Annotated in this window: 13 protein-coding genes and 2 pseudogenes; 8 read left to right on the top strand and 7 right to left on the bottom strand. The window is 68.4% G+C overall.

The annotated features are described in order from the left end of the window. Positions 1–416 precede the first annotated feature (416 nt). Complete coding sequence (locus tag ABEB03_RS27070) at positions 417–3,791, top strand: S8 family peptidase (RefSeq protein WP_345654861.1); 3,375 nt, start codon at positions 417–419, stop codon at positions 3,789–3,791. Positions 3,792–4,144: 353 nt separating this feature from the next. On the opposite strand, the pseudogene ABEB03_RS45405 reads toward ABEB03_RS27070, so the two are convergent. Continuing rightward, positions 4,145–4,240, bottom strand: a pseudogene (locus ABEB03_RS45405) (hypothetical protein); the annotation flags it as partial. Here ABEB03_RS45405 and ABEB03_RS27080 point away from each other — a divergent pair. The 4 genes from ABEB03_RS27080 (at position 4,220) to msrB (ending at position 6,876) form a co-directional block, all read left to right on the top strand. After that, the gene (locus ABEB03_RS27080) at positions 4,220–4,300 is read left to right on the top strand and encodes a hypothetical protein (RefSeq protein ID WP_425589312.1); all 81 of its coding nucleotides are present in this window, start codon (positions 4,220–4,222) and stop codon (positions 4,298–4,300) included. The pseudogene ABEB03_RS45405 and the gene ABEB03_RS27080 overlap by 21 nt on opposite strands. A gap of 529 nt (positions 4,301–4,829) precedes the next feature. After that, positions 4,830–5,432, top strand: coding sequence for a GOLPH3/VPS74 family protein (locus tag ABEB03_RS27085; protein WP_345654864.1), 603 nt, complete (start codon positions 4,830–4,832; stop codon positions 5,430–5,432). Positions 5,433–5,713: 281 nt separating this feature from the next. Beyond that, positions 5,714–6,214, top strand: a complete 501-nt coding sequence (locus ABEB03_RS27090; protein ID WP_345654867.1) for a cysteine dioxygenase — start codon at positions 5,714–5,716, stop codon at positions 6,212–6,214. Positions 6,215–6,468: 254 nt separating this feature from the next. Continuing rightward, positions 6,469–6,876 carry a peptide-methionine (R)-S-oxide reductase MsrB gene (gene msrB, locus ABEB03_RS27095; protein WP_345654871.1) on the top strand — a complete coding sequence of 136 codons (408 nt, stop codon included), beginning with the start codon at positions 6,469–6,471 and terminating at the stop codon, positions 6,874–6,876. A gap of 199 nt (positions 6,877–7,075) precedes the next feature. Here the strand turns inward: msrB and ABEB03_RS27100 are convergent, their stop codons facing one another. Further along, positions 7,076–8,287, bottom strand: coding sequence for an outer membrane protein assembly factor BamB family protein (locus ABEB03_RS27100; RefSeq protein ID WP_345654875.1), 1,212 nt, complete (start codon positions 8,285–8,287; stop codon positions 7,076–7,078). A 420-nt stretch (positions 8,288–8,707) separates the two neighbouring features. Next, the gene (locus ABEB03_RS27105; RefSeq protein ID WP_345654880.1) at positions 8,708–9,181 is read right to left on the bottom strand and encodes a hypothetical protein; all 474 of its coding nucleotides are present in this window, start codon (positions 9,179–9,181) and stop codon (positions 8,708–8,710) included. 443 nt (positions 9,182–9,624) lie between these two features. Between ABEB03_RS27105 and ABEB03_RS27110 the strand changes: the two genes are divergently transcribed. Continuing rightward, positions 9,625–10,098 carry a VOC family protein gene (locus ABEB03_RS27110; protein ID WP_345654884.1) on the top strand — a complete coding sequence of 158 codons (474 nt, stop codon included), beginning with the start codon at positions 9,625–9,627 and terminating at the stop codon, positions 10,096–10,098. A gap of 382 nt (positions 10,099–10,480) precedes the next feature. Further along, the gene (locus tag ABEB03_RS27115; RefSeq protein ID WP_345654887.1) at positions 10,481–11,401 is read left to right on the top strand and encodes an alpha/beta hydrolase; all 921 of its coding nucleotides are present in this window, start codon (positions 10,481–10,483) and stop codon (positions 11,399–11,401) included. Between the two features lie 155 nt (positions 11,402–11,556). On the opposite strand, the pseudogene ABEB03_RS27120 reads toward ABEB03_RS27115, so the two are convergent. The 4 genes and pseudogenes from ABEB03_RS27120 to ABEB03_RS27135 form a co-directional block, all read right to left on the bottom strand. Next, positions 11,557–11,685, bottom strand: a pseudogene (locus ABEB03_RS27120) (ATP-binding protein); the annotation flags it as partial. Positions 11,686–11,875: 190 nt separating this feature from the next. After that, a complete protein-coding gene (locus ABEB03_RS27125) occupies positions 11,876–13,300 on the bottom strand; it encodes an MFS transporter (protein WP_345655352.1) in 1,425 nt (474 codons plus the stop codon). A 49-nt stretch (positions 13,301–13,349) separates the two neighbouring features. Further along, the gene (locus ABEB03_RS27130; protein ID WP_345654890.1) at positions 13,350–14,180 is read right to left on the bottom strand and encodes an oxidoreductase; all 831 of its coding nucleotides are present in this window, start codon (positions 14,178–14,180) and stop codon (positions 13,350–13,352) included. Positions 14,181–14,225: 45 nt separating this feature from the next. Next, the gene (locus ABEB03_RS27135; protein ID WP_345654893.1) at positions 14,226–15,041 is read right to left on the bottom strand and encodes an SDR family oxidoreductase; all 816 of its coding nucleotides are present in this window, start codon (positions 15,039–15,041) and stop codon (positions 14,226–14,228) included. A gap of 195 nt (positions 15,042–15,236) precedes the next feature. Here ABEB03_RS27135 and ABEB03_RS27140 point away from each other — a divergent pair, with 195 nt between their 5' ends. Next, positions 15,237–16,238: an AraC family transcriptional regulator gene (locus ABEB03_RS27140; protein ID WP_345654896.1), complete on the top strand. Its 1,002-nt coding sequence runs from the start codon at positions 15,237–15,239 to the stop codon at positions 16,236–16,238. Positions 16,239–16,301 lie beyond the last annotated feature (63 nt).

Genomic DNA, 16,301 nt, shown 5'->3' on the forward strand with positions numbered 1-16,301 from the left:
ACGCCCCAGGCCCGACACGGGACACACACCACACGGCACGCTCCCGCCGTTCTGTTCGAGAGGAGGGGTGCGTGCGTGCAGGGCCGGACACCTCATCACCCACCCGGGCACCGGCGGCCCTTGACGGGCCTGCCCCTCACACCACCGCCGCACACAGGCGCGCACACCGGGTGGGGCCGCACGGCGATCCACGCCATGGGCGCCGGGGGCCGGCGGTGAAGCGGCTTCGACGGCTGTGGGCAGCCGGCTGACTGATGCCGTCGGGCAACAGGCCACCCATCGTGCGGGGTCGACGCCATGCGATCCACGTGCGGCCCGCGGCCGTTCAAGGAAAAGGGCGCAGCCAAAAGCTGCTTGCACACCCTCATTCTCATGCCGACCGGCATAGGGAAAGACTTGTCCAGCGAGAGGAACCCGTGAAGTCCACGTCCAAGAGACCTGCGTTCGGCGCGTTCGTGGGGCTCAGCATGCTGCTGGTGGCCGCCACGCCGTCGGCGTCCCTGGCGCTCGCAGGCTCCACCAGTACGACCCCGCCATCGCAGCCGTCGCACCCCAGATCGCCGCTCACATCCGCCCTGGACGCCGACGCATCCCGGCCCGCCGCCGCACAGCGGTGGATACCGTTGATCACCGGCGACCGCATCCTGGTCAACGGCAAGGGCGATGTCCTGTCCGTACGTCCCGCCAAGGGCCGCGAGAACATACCCCTTCGCGTCGAGACCGTGGGCGGCCACACCTACGCCATTCCCCGCGACGCGCGGAACCTGGTCGAAAGCGGTCACCTGGACCGGCGGCTGTTCGACATGACCACGCAGAGCGCTTCCGCCTACGCCCAGCGCACGGACCTGCGGCTCATCGTCATGTACGACCGGGCCCGCCCGGCGGCCAGAACAGCCCTGCGCACCACCGGCCGGGCCGCCGTGCAGCACCGGCTGGCCAGCATCAACGCCGACGCCATCAGTGCGCCCGCGAACGGCACGTCCACCCTGTGGTCAGCCCTGACCGACCCGTCCGCCCACGCCACCGGCCGCACCGCCGCGCCCGGCATCGCGTCGGTGTGGCTCGACGCCGTTGTCGAGGCCTCGCTCGACAAGAGCGTGCCGCAGATCGGCGGACCCGAGGCCTGGGCGGCCGGTTACGACGGCACCGGCACACGTATCGCCGTCCTGGACACCGGCATCGACACCACCCACCCCGACCTGGCCGGCAAGGTCGCAGCCGAGCACAACTTCTCCGACTCGCCGAGTACGGACGACCGGTTCGGCCACGGCACGCACGTGGCGTCCATCGCGGCGGGCACCGGCGCCAAGTCCGGCGGCACGTACAAGGGTGTGGCACCGGGCGCCCGCCTCCTGGACGCCAAGGTGCTCAACGACAATGGCCAGGGCGGCATGTCCGAGATCATCGCGGGCATGGAGTGGGCCGTGGCCCAGAAGGCGGACGTCGCCAACCTCAGCCTGGGCGCCTACGACTCCCCGGAGACCGACCCGATGGAGGAGGCGGTCAACAAGCTGTCGGCCGAGAGCAAAACCCTCTTCGTCGTAGCGGCCGGCAACAACGGCGAGCAGGGAGCCGGATCGATCAGCACGCCGGGCAGCGCGGACGGCGCGCTCACCGTCGGCGCGGTCGACAAGCAGGACGCACTCGCCCCGTTCTCCAGCACCGGGCCGCGCGTCGGGGACGACGGCATCAAGCCCGACCTCACCGCGCCCGGTGTAAACATCGGGGCCGCGGCCGCGCACGACAGCTTCATGGCCGGCGCCGGCACCCCGGTCGCCGACGGGTACATAGCCCTCAGCGGCACCTCCATGGCGACCCCGCACGTCGCGGGCGCTGCCGCCATCCTCGCCCAGCAGCACCCCGACTGGAACGGCGACGACATCAAGCAGGCGCTCGTCGCGTCGACCACGCCCGGTGCGTACACGGCGTTCGAGCAGGGTTCCGGCCGCGTCGATCTGCGCAAGGCGATCAAGCAGAGCGTCTTCACCAAGGAGACCTCACTCGCTTTCGGTCTCGCCCACTGGCCGCACACCGACGACCAGCCGCTCACCAAGACCCTCACCTACCACAACGCGGGTGACACGCCGATCACCCTGAAGCTGACCGTGGACGCCACCGCGCCCGATGGCAGTCCCGCGCCCAGCGCCATGTTCAGCGCCGACGACCAGGTCACCGTCCCCGCGCACGGCGAGGCGAGCGTGAAGGTCACCGCCGACACCCGCCTCGGCGGCGACACGGCGGGCCGCTTCACCGGACGCATCACCGCCTCCGGTGGGGGGCAGAGCGTCGCCACCGCGCTGGCCGTCGAGCGCGAGCAAGAGATGTACAACGTCACCGTCAAGCCCCTGGACCGTGCGGGCAAGCCCGCCCCCGTCGCCGCCTGGGACGCCACGCTGGCCGGCCTGTCCGGTCCCCTCAAGGGAGGCGCCTCCTACCTGTCCGCAGACACGTACACGGTGCGCGTCCCCAAGGGCCGGTACTATCTCAACGCCTCGCTCCGCGTGGATCCGGCCGGCTCCTACGAGCAGGGGGAGGACTGGTTCAACCAGCCCAACCTCGACGTCACCAAGGACACCACGGTGACACTGGACGCGCGCACCACCAAGCCGGTCAAGGTCACCGTCCCCGACCGTGCCGCCCAGCAGACCTTCGGCTTCGTCCGCGCGGGCGTGGACCAGGAGGGCCGGCCCGGCCCGACCTTCCTCGCCTTCTTCGACGCCGCCAAGGAGCTGCGCACCGCGCACGTCGGCCCCGACGCCGCTGACCAGGACACGCTCAAGCAGCACATCGAGGCCTCCTTCTCCACCGGCGCCCAGGGACACGACGACTACGACGCGGCCTACGAGCCCAAGGGCAACCGGTACGTCACCGGCTTCCAGGCCCACCCCCGCACCCGCGACTTCGCCGAGGTCCACACGCAGCTGGGGACGGCCGGGAAGGACAAGACCGGATTCCTCTCGCTGGCCGGCACGGGCGGCGGCAGCGTGACCGTCGAGCGTCCCCTGCCCTCCACCCCCACCCTTCACCTGCTCTCACCGGACAACACCTGGTGGCTGGCCCTGCGCCAGTGGGGAGCCGACGGCCGCCTCGACACCGTCTACAGCACGACCCAGAACACGTTCAAGCCGGGCCGTTCCTACCGCCGCGTGCTCAACGTGGGTGTCTTCGGACCCGATCTGCCCGAAGGCGCCGAACTGATCCGGACGGGCAACACGATGACCGGCAGCCTTCCGCTGCTCTCCGACGGCGCCGGCAACACCAACCGCAACCAGACACGGGCGGACGCTGCCGACACCAGCCTCTACCGCAACGGCGAACTGGTACGCCGCAGCCCCTACCCGATGGACTTCTTCTACGCCGCAGCCAGCACCGAACAAGCCGACTACCGTCTGAACGTCTCGGTCGAGCGCAGCACGGTGGCCGACGTCTCCAGCAGTCTGACCGTGGACTGGACGTTCTCCTCCGCCTACACCCCGAAAACCACCAGACTGCCCATCTCCGTCGTCCGCTTCACCCCCCACCTGTCCCTCGACAACACCGCCAAAGCAGGCGCAAAGGTGCGGGTCCCGGTCACCGTGAAGGGAGCCGCCGCGGGCCAGAACCTGAAGTCGCTGAAGGTATGGGTCTCCTACAACCAGGGCACCACCTGGCAGACCGCCACCGTCCGCGACGGCCGGATACAGGTCACCAACCCCGCAGCGGGCGGCAGCGTCTCGTTCAAGACCGAGGCCGTCGACCGGCAGAACAACACCGTCAACCAGACCATCATCAACGCCTACCTGACGAAGTAGCCACGACCTCCCGGACCCCGACACCCGCAACGCCCGCCCCGTAGAACCTGCGGGCGGGCGAGCCACAGGGGCCTTCGACACCCCCAAGGACACCGAGTCTGCCGAAGGGCCCCCTGCCACGGGGCGAATTCGAGGGGTCGTTGCAACACTACTCGTCAGCTGGCCAGGTCCAGTATCTTAGCGAGACGCTCGGCTGGGGTTTCCCAGCCGAGCGTTTTGCGTGGGCGGCTGTTCAGTTCGGCGGCCACGTCGTCGCTCTTCTTCCACTCCGTGAGCGCGGCGGAGCACCAGACGTAGGAGATGCGGTGCTGCTCGACGTTCCAGGCGCGGATGCGTTCCTCCAGCGCCCGGTTGTAGACCAGGCGGACACAGCCGAACGTACGCGACACGACCCGTTCCCACTGAGGCACGGCGCGCTCGCCCTCGTCATCGGCGACGTCACGGGCCACGATCCGACCGCCGCGGCCGGCATGGCGCAGTTGCACGGCAACCTGCGCTCCCTCGCCTAGGACCACAAGGATCATGGCCCGGCCTCCGTCTGCGACAGGCGCCCGACCACCTGCAGTGCCGCCTCGACCAGTGCCGCAGGAGGCCTGCGCCCGCCGAGACACACCGATGACCGAGAGGTCCGACCGGCAACCGACGCGTCAAGTGACCTAGGAAGCCCGGCATCTCCCGCCCCGAAGCACAGTCGTCCGGCTGATCCCCTCAATACCGGTCCGAGCCCATCATGAGATGACGACGAAAACAGGCAGGACGCCGCACGGGGCCACACCGCTCCGCTGGAAAGACGGCCCCATTCCCGGCCCGGACCTCGAGCGTCACAGCTACGTCACTCACGCCGGCATCTCGCCTTCGGCGACCGCAACATGTTCGACCTACTGAACGGGAGATCTGTCAGATGCTCGCTGAAGCGAGTGCACGCAACCTCTGCGAACGGCATGAGACAGCCCGACCGCAGCACCGGCCGGGTCCGGAGCGTGACCACTCACCCGGCCCGGGTGGTCGAGGACGCCGACGACACGTGCGAGGACCCGCATGACAACGCCACGGGATCTGCTGATCATCGCCCTCGACAACGAGGGCGGCCGAGCCGTGCGTGCGGGTGAATTCTCACTCGCCCTCGCAGGGGCAGAGTTGATCGACCTTCTGAAGGCGCCGACCATCCGCCTGGACGGCGGCTGTATCGTTCCGGGCCACCTTCCTGCCCCGGCGGACCTACTCCTGAAGCAGGCTGCGGCCTCCTTCGTGATGGCCGAACCGTTCGAGCCGGTCGGCGATTTCCTGTGGCGCCGAGGCGAAGGCCTGACCCAGAGATATACGGCCGCCCTCGAAGCAGAGGGAGTCCTCGCACGACGGCGTGGAAACCTCCTCCGGAAGAGTCGTACGGTCCTGGTCGATTCGCTGCCCCGCTGTCAGGCAGCCGAGCGCTGGAACTCGGCCGAGCCCGTCCTGAGCACCCTCGCCCAATATCTCGGGATCCGACACCACAACTCCGTCGATCCACCCGACATCACCGACTACGCCGTCGAGAGCGTACTGGCCGCCGTCCACGGGGCTCTCCAGGAACTGGAAGGCGAACGGCAACGGCGTCATGCCGAGCAGGCCGCCTTCGACAACATCTGGCGCAGCCTCGACTGACCCCGCCGAACACCGGCATGCGAGGCCGCGGGATCTCCTCGCCCGCCCCTGTCCCGGCGTCCTGTGTGAGATGTCCTCGTACAAGACGCGCGCCGTGGACGCCCTCGTCCGTGCCGCCGGCATCGACGTGATCTCCAACGGCGATCCCACCCGCGCCCGGCCCACCCGACCTCGGTGCGGACGCCGCCCGGCACGCCCTGCACACCACCCGCCCCTCCGCCTGCCGCACAGGAGCACCTGAGCCCCGCACAGGACGGACGAAACCCCGAAGAAGGAACACCATGACCTACGACCTGGTGCCGGACCGCACGCTGGACAAACGCGAGCTCCGGGAACTCGTCGACACACTCGCCACCCGCCCCGACCTCTGGCACGAGCAGGTCGCCTTCAGCGACGAGGCACGCCACTACGCCTCACTGCACCGCGACGAGCACGTCGACGTGTGGCTGCTGTGCTGGACCCGGGCCAACGACACCGGCTGGCACGACCACGACAACTCTTCGGGCGCGGTCAGCGTGGTGCAGGGCGCGCTGAACGAGTCCAACCCGCGCATCGGCGGCAGCCACCTGTCCGTCACCGTCGGGGCCGGTGAGTCCTTCTGCTTCGGCCCCGAACACATCCACCGGCTCACCGGCGTCACCGACGACGCGGTGTCCATCCACGCCTATTCACCACCCCTGTCGAGCATGGGCCAGTACGACATCACCGAGGACGGTCTGATGCGCCGCATCCCCGTCTCGCACACCGACGAACTACGCCCCCCGGACAACCCCGCCGCCTGACACCCGCCACGCCACAACGACCGGCGTGCCGCATTGAAACACACCTGGGCAAGCCGCACCCCTCGCCGATCGAGACACGCACCCCGGTCACACGGGTGCACCGTGAACGGCACGCAGGTGCCGCAAGGACAGCTGTCCGGCCCGACCCTCCGGCCTGCAGCAGAACATCAAAGTCCTGCAAGGCCTCGCCTCGGGGAGACCTCCCTCCCCCGTACCCCTTCCCTTTCCCGACGTCTTTGTGAGGACTGAGTTCTGTGCCGTACGACATTGAAAAGCCGGACGAGCAGTGGCGTGCCGAGCTGACGCCTTCCGAGTACCGGGTCCTGCGCCACGCCGCCACGGAGATGGCCTTCACCGGCGAGTACACCGACACCAAGACAACGGGCGTTTACTCGTGCCGCGCCTGCGGGGCTGAACTGTTCACCTCCGCGGAGAAGTTCGACTCCGGCTGCGGCTGGCCCTCCTTCTTCGACCCCAAGGACAGCGACGCGGTCGAACTGGCGGAGGACCGCTCCTACGGAACGGTGCAGACCGAGGTCCGTTGTGCCCGCTGTGGCTCCCATCTCGGGCACGTCTTCGAGGGCGAGGGCTTCCCCACCCCGACCGACCAGCGCTACTGCAGCAACAGCATCTCGCTACGCCTGACGCCCGACGAGAGATGACAACCGCCGAGAGCCGATCACCGCGTCGGTACGCAATGTCAGCCCCCGGCGTCGTGGTGCGGGACGGTGCACGCCATCCAGCACCCCCGTGGATCGGCGCCGCGAAGGCGGACGGTGCTCAACGACGACCGAGACCGGCAAGCGCCGACCGTCACGTCGCAGGTCGCACCAGCGGCCGGTGACGTGGCGCGGGCGAAGGTCAGTCCGTGGCAATCAGCAGATCCCCCGCGCCGTCTCGCCAGCCGATGCTCACCGCGCCGTCCGCGACATCGAGGACGTCCAGCTTCTCGAAGTAGTCATCGTCGTCCAGCGTCGCCATGGACGGCAGCCGCAGGGTGTGGAGCAGGCGCCCCGTGTCCGCGTCCAGGACGAGCAGGTCCGCGTGGATCCGGCGACCTGCCTCCCCCTCAGTGAGGAAAGGCTGGCGCACGACGTACACCCGGCCGTCGGCGATCTGGGGGAACCCGTACTCCTGGCCGGCCGGCGCCCGCAACCGCCAGGAGGACTGCCCGTCACGGGTGCCGTAGGCGTGCAGGAGAGTGTCGTGGTCCTCGGAGCCGTCTTTCGGGTCGGTGCCGGAGACGACGATGCCACTGCCCGCAGCGACCACGTCCCATCCATCCGCGGGGAGAGCGGCGCGTCGAGAGATCCCTTGACGGTTCATGTCGAGCAGTGGGACGTGCTGCGTGCGGTCCGGGTCCGGAGCAACGAGGGTGTGCCCGTCGCCCCAGGCCGTCTGCTTGGGGTCCACCGTGCGCTGCCGCCAGAGGACCTTGCCCGTGCGGTTGTCGACACCGAGCAGAAGGTTGTACGCGTCCCGCTCCAGGCTCGCCACGTCGCACATCGCGTGGACGACACTCAGATGGTCCGGCAGGGCGTGCACGGAATAGGCGAGCACCTCGGGGCACGATTCAGGCATCTTCACCGTCCACAGACTCCGGCCATCCCGCTCACCGAAGGCACGCACCGCGCCGGGCGCCCCGGTGACGACCTGACCGCCGGCAAGCTCCACCGACCGATAGCCGTCCTCCCCGATCTCCACACGCCACAACAGCCTGCCTGTACGCACATCGATGCCGACGAGCCTCCCGTCACCGTGACCGACGACCACCGTGCGGTCCGACACCTCGAAATCCCACGACACCTCCTTCGCGTCCCGCCGCTCATAGCGCCAGTACTCCTTGCCGCTGCGCAGGTCCACCGCCCTCACGCCGAAAGCCGTGTCCTGCAGGAACAGCCCGTGCACCAAAGCGTGCTCATCCGAAGTCCGGCGCACCACATGTTCAGGAGCGACCGGGCCACCGGCGGCGAACGCGGCCGGGAAGGAGCCGCGGGCTCCGGTGAACACGTCCTGCGACTCGTACCAGTCCACCACCCGGCCGATCATGAGGAGGACCAGCACGATCAACACACCCCACACCCGGCCGCGGGCCCCCTGTATGTCCGCATGGCTCGGAACAGCCTTGCCTGGCCCTCCCGGCAAGCCCACCCCTGGCTCTCCCAGCAGATTCATCCGTCGCGCCATCACTGCCCCCAACCCCTGCCCCCTGTCACGGTGACATGACGGCCCAGCGATCTTCACCCCCGCGCAGCAGCCAGGCAAGACAGGCCGCCGTCCAACCCCGGGCGACCGCACGGACGCGCGATCAACAAACGAGACTGAATCGCACCCTCCTGACACCAGCCGGCGGGGCCGGCGGTCTTGACCACCGGGTCGATGCAGACGGGGCAGACGGTGTTCTTCTCGGTCGGCAGGCCGGCAGGCCGGCGTCGGGGGCGAGCGGCATCAGGCCGTCAGCGATGTTCACGAGCAATCGCCAAAGCCTGTGGATCAATTGCTGTTCTCGATAAAGAAGCTTCGGTTGTGGGTGATCGTGGCGAGTAGATCGTCGATGAGGCAGTCCACCGCTGCACCTGCCTCTGGTTCGAAGTCGCCGACCCGGTGGGCCATGTCGGCGATGTCCGAGGGGTTGAAGCTCCATCCCTGGATGAGGCTCCATCCAGCCTCCACCCGAGCATGCGTGCCGTCCTGGGATGTCACCCGCAGCCAGCCGGTGCATTCGTCGGAGAAGTCGAAGGGCAGAAACCGGGTACCACCCGCCGGCCTCAACTCGCGGACCTGCTCGATCCACTGCTCCAAGAGGCGGGCGAGCTGCTGTGGCACGTTCTCGGCGGTGGTCGCGGTGGGATCGTTAGCGAGATAGAAGGAGTCGGACACATGTCGCCATGTGCCGAGATGCAACTCGAGGTCGTCGTGGATGTCTTGATCTGTGGTGCGCTCAAGACGCACTGCGACATAGTTCACGACGACGAGCTTAATTTCGGACAGAGGTCGGATCATGCTGCGATCGCTGCCGGCCATCACAGGGCTGCGACCTGCAGGAAGACACGGCTTGCAGAGACGACCCGCCCTTCATGGCTCCTTCGACAGGGTGTCCTTCTCGAGCAGACGGGATGGAAGCCGGTCACAGAGAGTGTGCCGGCGAGCACTCCATCCCCGCTGGGCGCGACCGCCGCGGGGGCCTTTGCGTAGGCTTTGTCACATTTTCTTTCCCGGCTTTTACCTTGTGCACGAGCTACGTGCGCCGTAGGTTTCCTGTCATGGATCGCCCCCCAGGGCCGACCAACCCCCACCCCGGACCCCCGCCACCGCGGCCTCCGGAACTGCGGACACCGCTCGGCCCGCGACTCCCGCAGACCGCAAGACCGACCCGGTCCCACCCCCCACCAAAGAATCAAGGACCCCACATGGACCTGAAACTCGAGATGATCGTGCTGCCCGTCTCCGACGTGGACCGGGCCAAGGCCTTCTACGAGCAGCTCGGCTTCCGCCTGGACGTCGACTACACCGCCACCGACGACTTCCGCGCCGTCCACTTCACGCCGCCCGGCTCCGAGTGCTCGATCCTCCTCGGCGAGGGAATGACCACCGCCACCCCCGGCACGACCCAGGGCCTGTACCTGATCGTGTCCGACATCGCCGAGGCCCACGCCGAGCTCACCGCCCGGGGCATCGAGGTCAGCGACGTCTTCCACGACGCCGGCGGACTCCTCCACCACGGCCACCACGCCGGTGACGTCACCCACCACGGCGAGGGCCAAAAGCGCCTGTCCGGCCTGCATCCCGAACGCGCCTCCTACGGCTGCTACCTGACCTTCAGCGACCCCGACGGCAACGGCTGGGTCCTCCAGGAAGTCAAGACCCGCCTCCCCGGACGCTAGAGAGCACACTCGATCACGCGCTCGTCCGCTGCCGGCCTCGCGCCGCCGGTCATGTAGTCAGCAGTCATGGGGCTGGTCCTCGCGGCGCCGTGGTCGATCGTCACCGCCTCGTGTCCCTGCGTCATCGCGCACGGGATCACACGGATCTCCGAGGTGGCGCAAGGGCGTCCCGACGGGTCGACGATCGTGGCCGCGCGCAGCAGACGGCCGGCGTGCCGTGGCCAGGGAGCCCACGTCACAGCCACATGACCGATACGCCCACGGCTTCGCAGAGGCTTCACCGCACGCACATCCGTACCGGTGCAGGTCCCCTGGCGATCGTTGCGGGGCATGAGCGGTGACGCGTCTGTGCCCAGTCAGGTGCGCCGCCAAGGAGTATGTGATGTCTGATCATGTCCTTACATCGGAAGAACCGCCTTGCGAGGCGGTGGAAAAGGTCACTTGCCTGCCGCCATCTGTCGGCCGGGCGCCTGGCACGGGCGTCGGCGGGCCTGGGTCCGGCAACCGGACGCAGGCCGACGTGGAAGAGCGCTGGGCCGCGATCTTCGGCGGCCCACAGGGCAGCGTCGCAGTCCACATGGTGCGCCCCAAGCAGGCATGCGGTCCCCTCCCCACAGTCCTCTACCTGCACGGCGGCAACGGGGAGACCGACAGCAGAGGTGGCCATGACCGGCTGATACGCGAGCTCGCCGTCGGAGCGCAGGCCGCCGTCCTGTACCCCGAGTACACGCTCACGCCCAACACCAGCTACCGCACCGCGCTGGAGGAATGCTGCACAGTGGCCAGATGGATAACCGAGCACGGATCCGGGCACGGCATGGACCCCACCCGACTCGCCGTCGTCGGCCACTTTGCGGGCGGCAACATGAGCGCAGCCCTGACACTGATGGCGACAGAACGAGCAGTGGCTACGTTCGCTCTCCAGGTTCTGCTCTACCCCTTGCCGCATCGCAGTGCCGCAGCCTCCACCCCACCCTCCGGGAAACGCGATATCACCAGCCGCTTCCGAGACCATCACACGACGGATACGCACCAGGATGTGGAAGCCGGCGACGTACTGGAGACCAGCGGGCAGCGGCTGACAGGACTGCCCCCGGCACTCGTCGTCACTGCGGAAACCGATGTCCTGCAGGACGCGGGACAGACCTACGCGGCCAAGCTGCGCTCTGCCGGCGTTGCCGTCTCCACCGTGCACTACGACAGAGCTGTCCGCGCCCCCGCCCCACCGTCGGCGCGCGCACCTCACGCCGCAATCACTCACGTCATCTCCGCGTTGAAACAGGCCTTCGCCGACGGTCGCTGAGCCTACGGGCCCAGGACCGCCGTGCCTCGGCTCCCCTGTCCGGTGCAAAAGCATCCGGCGAGACGGGAGTGCGCGCCACGGCGGATCGTCCGGTGGGCCAGGCGATGTCGGCACACTCTCCATTCCGGCCGCTCGGACACGGTGAACATCCCCCACTACCAGGCCACTTCGGCCTCCCGCCCGACGGCCTGAAGGCGATTCTGGAGCCGGTGGCTCAGGCCTTTGGCCGCCATTTTGCAGTGGTGGAGAAGACGATCGAGGACCGCCGTGAGGAGGACTTCGTCTCTGTCACGCTCGGAGACGGCCTGGAAGACCAGGTTCGCCTCGACGCGTTCGAGAAGCACAGTCTGTTTCATCGGGTGACTGATGAAACTCCTTGAAAAACCATCATGCGCTCGGCAGTTGGTCAGACCTGCCCGTTTTGGTTCCTCATCCGCGCTCCGCCGACACGGGTGTCGTGGCGCCCGGCGCAGCTCAGCGCCCGACCCTCGACTCGTGCATGCGACGCTCAGGAGCGGCGTGTCCTGCACTCTCACGGCGCAGCAGCACCACCACGAGCATTCCGGCGAGGACGTAACCGACGCCCTGAGCGGCGAGAACGGGGACGATGCCGACGGACTGGCCCAGGAAGCCGGCCGCGCAGGTACCCGAGACGATCGCGATGCCTTCGGCGGCGCCGAGTGCGCCGAAGACGCGGCCTCGGTGGCTGCCAGTGGTACAGCGCTGCAACAGGGTCATCACGGATGTGACCATCAGTGCACCGGGGAAGCCGACCAGGATCATCAACACGATGGCGGGCCAGGCAGCGGCGACGTGCAGCGGGTAAAGGAAGACAGCGAGGTCGATCAGCCCGAACGCGATCGCGGCCCAGCCCATCGCCCGGGTTGCGGGCAGACGGCTGCCGATCGATGCGGCGAGCAGTCCGCCGCCGATGCCGCCGATCGCCTGGGCGGCGACGATCAGACCATACGTTGCGGAGATCGCGTGCAGCACTGATCGGACGAAGGGAGCGAACAGCGTGCTCATGATGCCCTCGCCGACGCTCGTCACGAGCAGGAAGACGACGATGACGCGCAGCACGTGCTGGTGCAGGCACAGCCGTATTCCGTCGGCCCACTCGGCACCCAACTGTCTGACGCGGGCCCTGATTTCCGGGTGTGCACAGGACGTCCGCTCGGCCCGCGGTGCGGTGGGGATGGCCGCGATCGACGCGGCGGAGAGGAGGAAGCTCACGGTGTCGAGGAGCGCGAGCAGGTTGATTCCACCGGCTGCCGCGACGGCGCCGCCGAGGGCGGAGCCGATCAGCCGGGACAGGTCGCTGTTGTGGCTGTTGAACGCGTTGGCGGTGACGAGGTGGTCGTCACCGACCAAGCGAGGCAGCAGACTTTGCTGGGCGGGGGTGAAGAACTGCTGAACGCATCCCTCCGATGCGACGACGGCGTAGACGATCCATATCTGGCCGGGCCGGTGAACCGCGAGCAGAGGCAGCAGGCCAAGGGACAGCAGCACGTTTGCCGTGACCATGGTGCGCCGCAGGTCCCACCGGTCGACAAACACGCCGGCGAGTGAGCCCAGCACAATCTGCGGGATGAACGATGCGAGCAGCATGAGGGCCGACGCGACCGTGTCGCGGTGAGCGCGTAGACGTAGTAGGCAAGGCCGACGCGGAGCATCCAGTCGCCGGTGAGGGAGACGAGTCCGGCCGACAGAAGTAATCGCAGGGGGCGTCGGCGCATTGCCAGCGGTCGTTCTCGGTACGGCCCTTGACGCGGGCCCACATCTGACGGCTCTTGCCGGTGGCGTCGGTGCCCTCGCCGGAGACGTATGTGGGCCGCAGGGCCTGGCCGAGAGCGCGGCGAGAAGCGGGACGCCCCTCTGGGCTCGTCGGCCAAGGTCCAGGGGCGCCGGATCGCAGGCGGGGCTGCTCGTGGCGGCCGTTCCCCGGGGATCAGCGGGGAAGGCCCATGGACCGGGACATCAGCGAGTCGAAGGCGCGGTCAGGGAGGAGGCGTCGTAGGCCGATGAGGGGGCGTGCGCTGAAGCCGGTGGCATAGCGGGTCTTGGGCCGGCGGGCCGTGACGGCCTTGCCGATGGCGTCGGCGATGACGGTGGGCGGGGAGAGCCGCTTGGCCATGGTCTCGGAGCGCAGGGCGGCGGCGACGGCCTCGGCCTGGTCGGAGTAGGCACCCGCGGCGGAGGACTTCTCCAGCTGGTCGGCGGCGATGGCGCCCCACTCGGTGGCGATGCCGCCTGGTTCGATGACGACGACGTCGATCCCGAAGGGCTTGACCTCGATCCGCAGGCAGTCGCTGAGAGCTTCGAGGGCGAACTTGGTGCCGTGGTACCAGCCGCCGAGCGGGGTGTAGATCTTCCCGCCCATCGACGTGACGTTGACGACCGTGCCGCTGCGCTGGGCGCGCATGTGCGGCAGGGCGATCTGGGCCAGGCGGACGGCGCCGAAGACGTTCACGTCGAACTGGCGGCGGGCCTCGTCCTGCGAGACGTCCTCGAGGGCGCCGTAGGAACCGTATCCGGCATTGTTGACCAGGAGGTCGATGCGGCCGGTCTCGGAGATGACGCGGTCAACTCCGCTGCGCATGGAGTCGTCGTCGGTGACGTCCATCGCCAGCGGGCGCAGACCGTGTTCGGCGAGCTTCTGCAGGCGGTCGGTGCGGCGGGCTGCTCCGTAGACGGTGTAGCCGAGGCTGATCAGTTTGAGGGCGGTGGCTTCGCCGATGCCGGAGGAGGCACCGGTCACGAGGGCGGTCTTGGTAGTCATAGGGGTCCTCATCACTGGACGGGCTGTGGTTCGTCGGACGGCCTGTCAGATTCCGAACTGGGCCTTGATGCCGCCGATGAAGGAGGCGTCGTCCGCGGCGGCGCGGTGGGCGATCAGATCGGCTGCGGACGAGCCCGCGGGGTAGCGCAGTTGGTCGGATCCGTCGGTTGCCGCTCGGTAGACGGTCTCGGCGATGCCTTCGGGTTCGTCGCCGCCGACGGCCAACTGCGAGAACGCTGCGAGGACCGCTTCGACGAGCTTCTGGTACTCGGCGAGGGTCTCGTCGTTGGTGAAGTCGAAGGAGCGGCCGCCGAAGTCTGTGTCGACGATGCCCGGCTCGACGATCTTGACGTTGACGCCGATCGCGGCAAGTTCGTAGTGAAGGGCCTCGCTCAGTCCTTCGACGGCGAACTTGCTGCCGTGGTACAGGGTGCCGAGCGGGAAGGTGACCTTGCCGCCGATGGAGGAGATGTTGATGACGGTGCCGCTGCCGTTCGCACGCAGGTGCGGCAGGACGGCCTTGGTCGTCTCCAGCAGGCCCATGACGTTCACGTCGAACTGCCGGCGGGCCTTCTCCATCGGAGTCGCCTCCAGCAGACCGTAGGCGCCATATCCCGCGTTGTTGAGCAGCACGTCGATCCGGCCGAAACGCTCCAGGCCCGCGTCGACGGCCGAGGTGATCGAGTCGGAGTCCTGCACGTCGAGCCGGGTGACGAGCACGTTCTTCAGGGCGGTGAGCTCGGTCTCCCGATCGGGGCTGCGCATCGTGGCGATCACGTTCCAGCCCTGCTCGTGGAAGTGCTTCGCGGTCGCCCTGCCGATACCGCTTGAGCTGCCGGTGATGAGGATGGTCCGGGTCACGGTCGCCTCCGTTGCTTCGTCGTGCCCACCGCTGTGGTGGTTCGTGGCTTCCACGCTAGGCAGACAGCCCCGACGAAGAACTAGCGGATGACGCCTGCCTTCTTGCCGTTCACGCCACCGAGGGGTGGCGTCTTCTGCGTGTCGGATGGCGTATGCGGCATCCCGCCGCTGCGTGCAGGGAACTACGCTGCAGGGATGGCATCAGAGCGGTTCACCCTGGACCCAGGTACCCGTGCGCTCCTGCACGACCTCGGAATCTCCCTCGCCCGTGTGCTGCGGCGGGCGCAGCTTCCGGCCGGCGTCTTCGCGCACGGTCCGGTCACGATGACAACCGAGGAGTACTACCGGTTCTGGGTCGCGCTGGACGCCGAGGCGGCAGATCCCGACCTGGCGGTGAGGATCGGGCGCGCACTGTCGGTCGAGGCGTTCAACCCTCCGATCTTCGCGGCGCTCTGCAGCGCGAATCTGCGCACCGCGGCTGAGCGCATCGCCGCGTTCAAGCCGCTCATCGGCCCGGTGAGCCTTGGTGTCGCCGTCGACCACATCGGGCTGACGATCGCATTCCACTGGCCTGGGGGGCCGACGCCACCCCCGCTGCTGGTCACCACCGAACTCGCGTTCTGGGCTGCACTGGCACGCATGGGCACGCGGCGCGAGGTGACCCCGACCCGTGTCGCCATGCGACAGGCTCCGCAGCCTTCACCCGCGACGACCTCCTACTTCGGCATGCAGATCCGCGAAGGGAAGGCCGACGCCGTCACCTTCTCCGCCGAGGACGCCTCGCTGCCGTTCCTCACCGAGGACGAGTCCATGTGGAACTTCTTCGCACCAGAACTGCGCCGCCGCCTGTCCGAGCTCGAAGCGTCCGCCACCACGGCCGATCGGGTGCGTGCCGCACTCCACGAGTGCCTGCCCGCCGGCGAGAGCTCGATCAACACCGTCGCCGGCCAGCTCATGCTCAGCCCCCGAACCCTCCAGCGACAACTACAAGCAGAAGACACCAGCTACCAGGCCGTCCTCAGCGACACCAGGGAGAAACTCGCCCGCCGCTACCTGGCAGACCGATCCCTCACCACCTCCCAAGTCGCCTACCTCCTCGCCTACGACGACACCAACTCCTTCTACCGTGCCTTCCGCCGCTGGACCGGGCTCACCCCGGAAGCCGCACGCACCGGCGGCCACCTCACCACTACATGAGCGCTGTACCGACGCCCCCGGGGGGCGGGGATTGCACACAAGTGACACTCCGGTCGAACCGAG

The organism is Streptomyces siamensis, from assembly GCF_039543605.1.
GTDB lineage: Bacteria > Actinomycetota > Actinomycetes > Streptomycetales > Streptomycetaceae > Streptomyces > Streptomyces siamensis.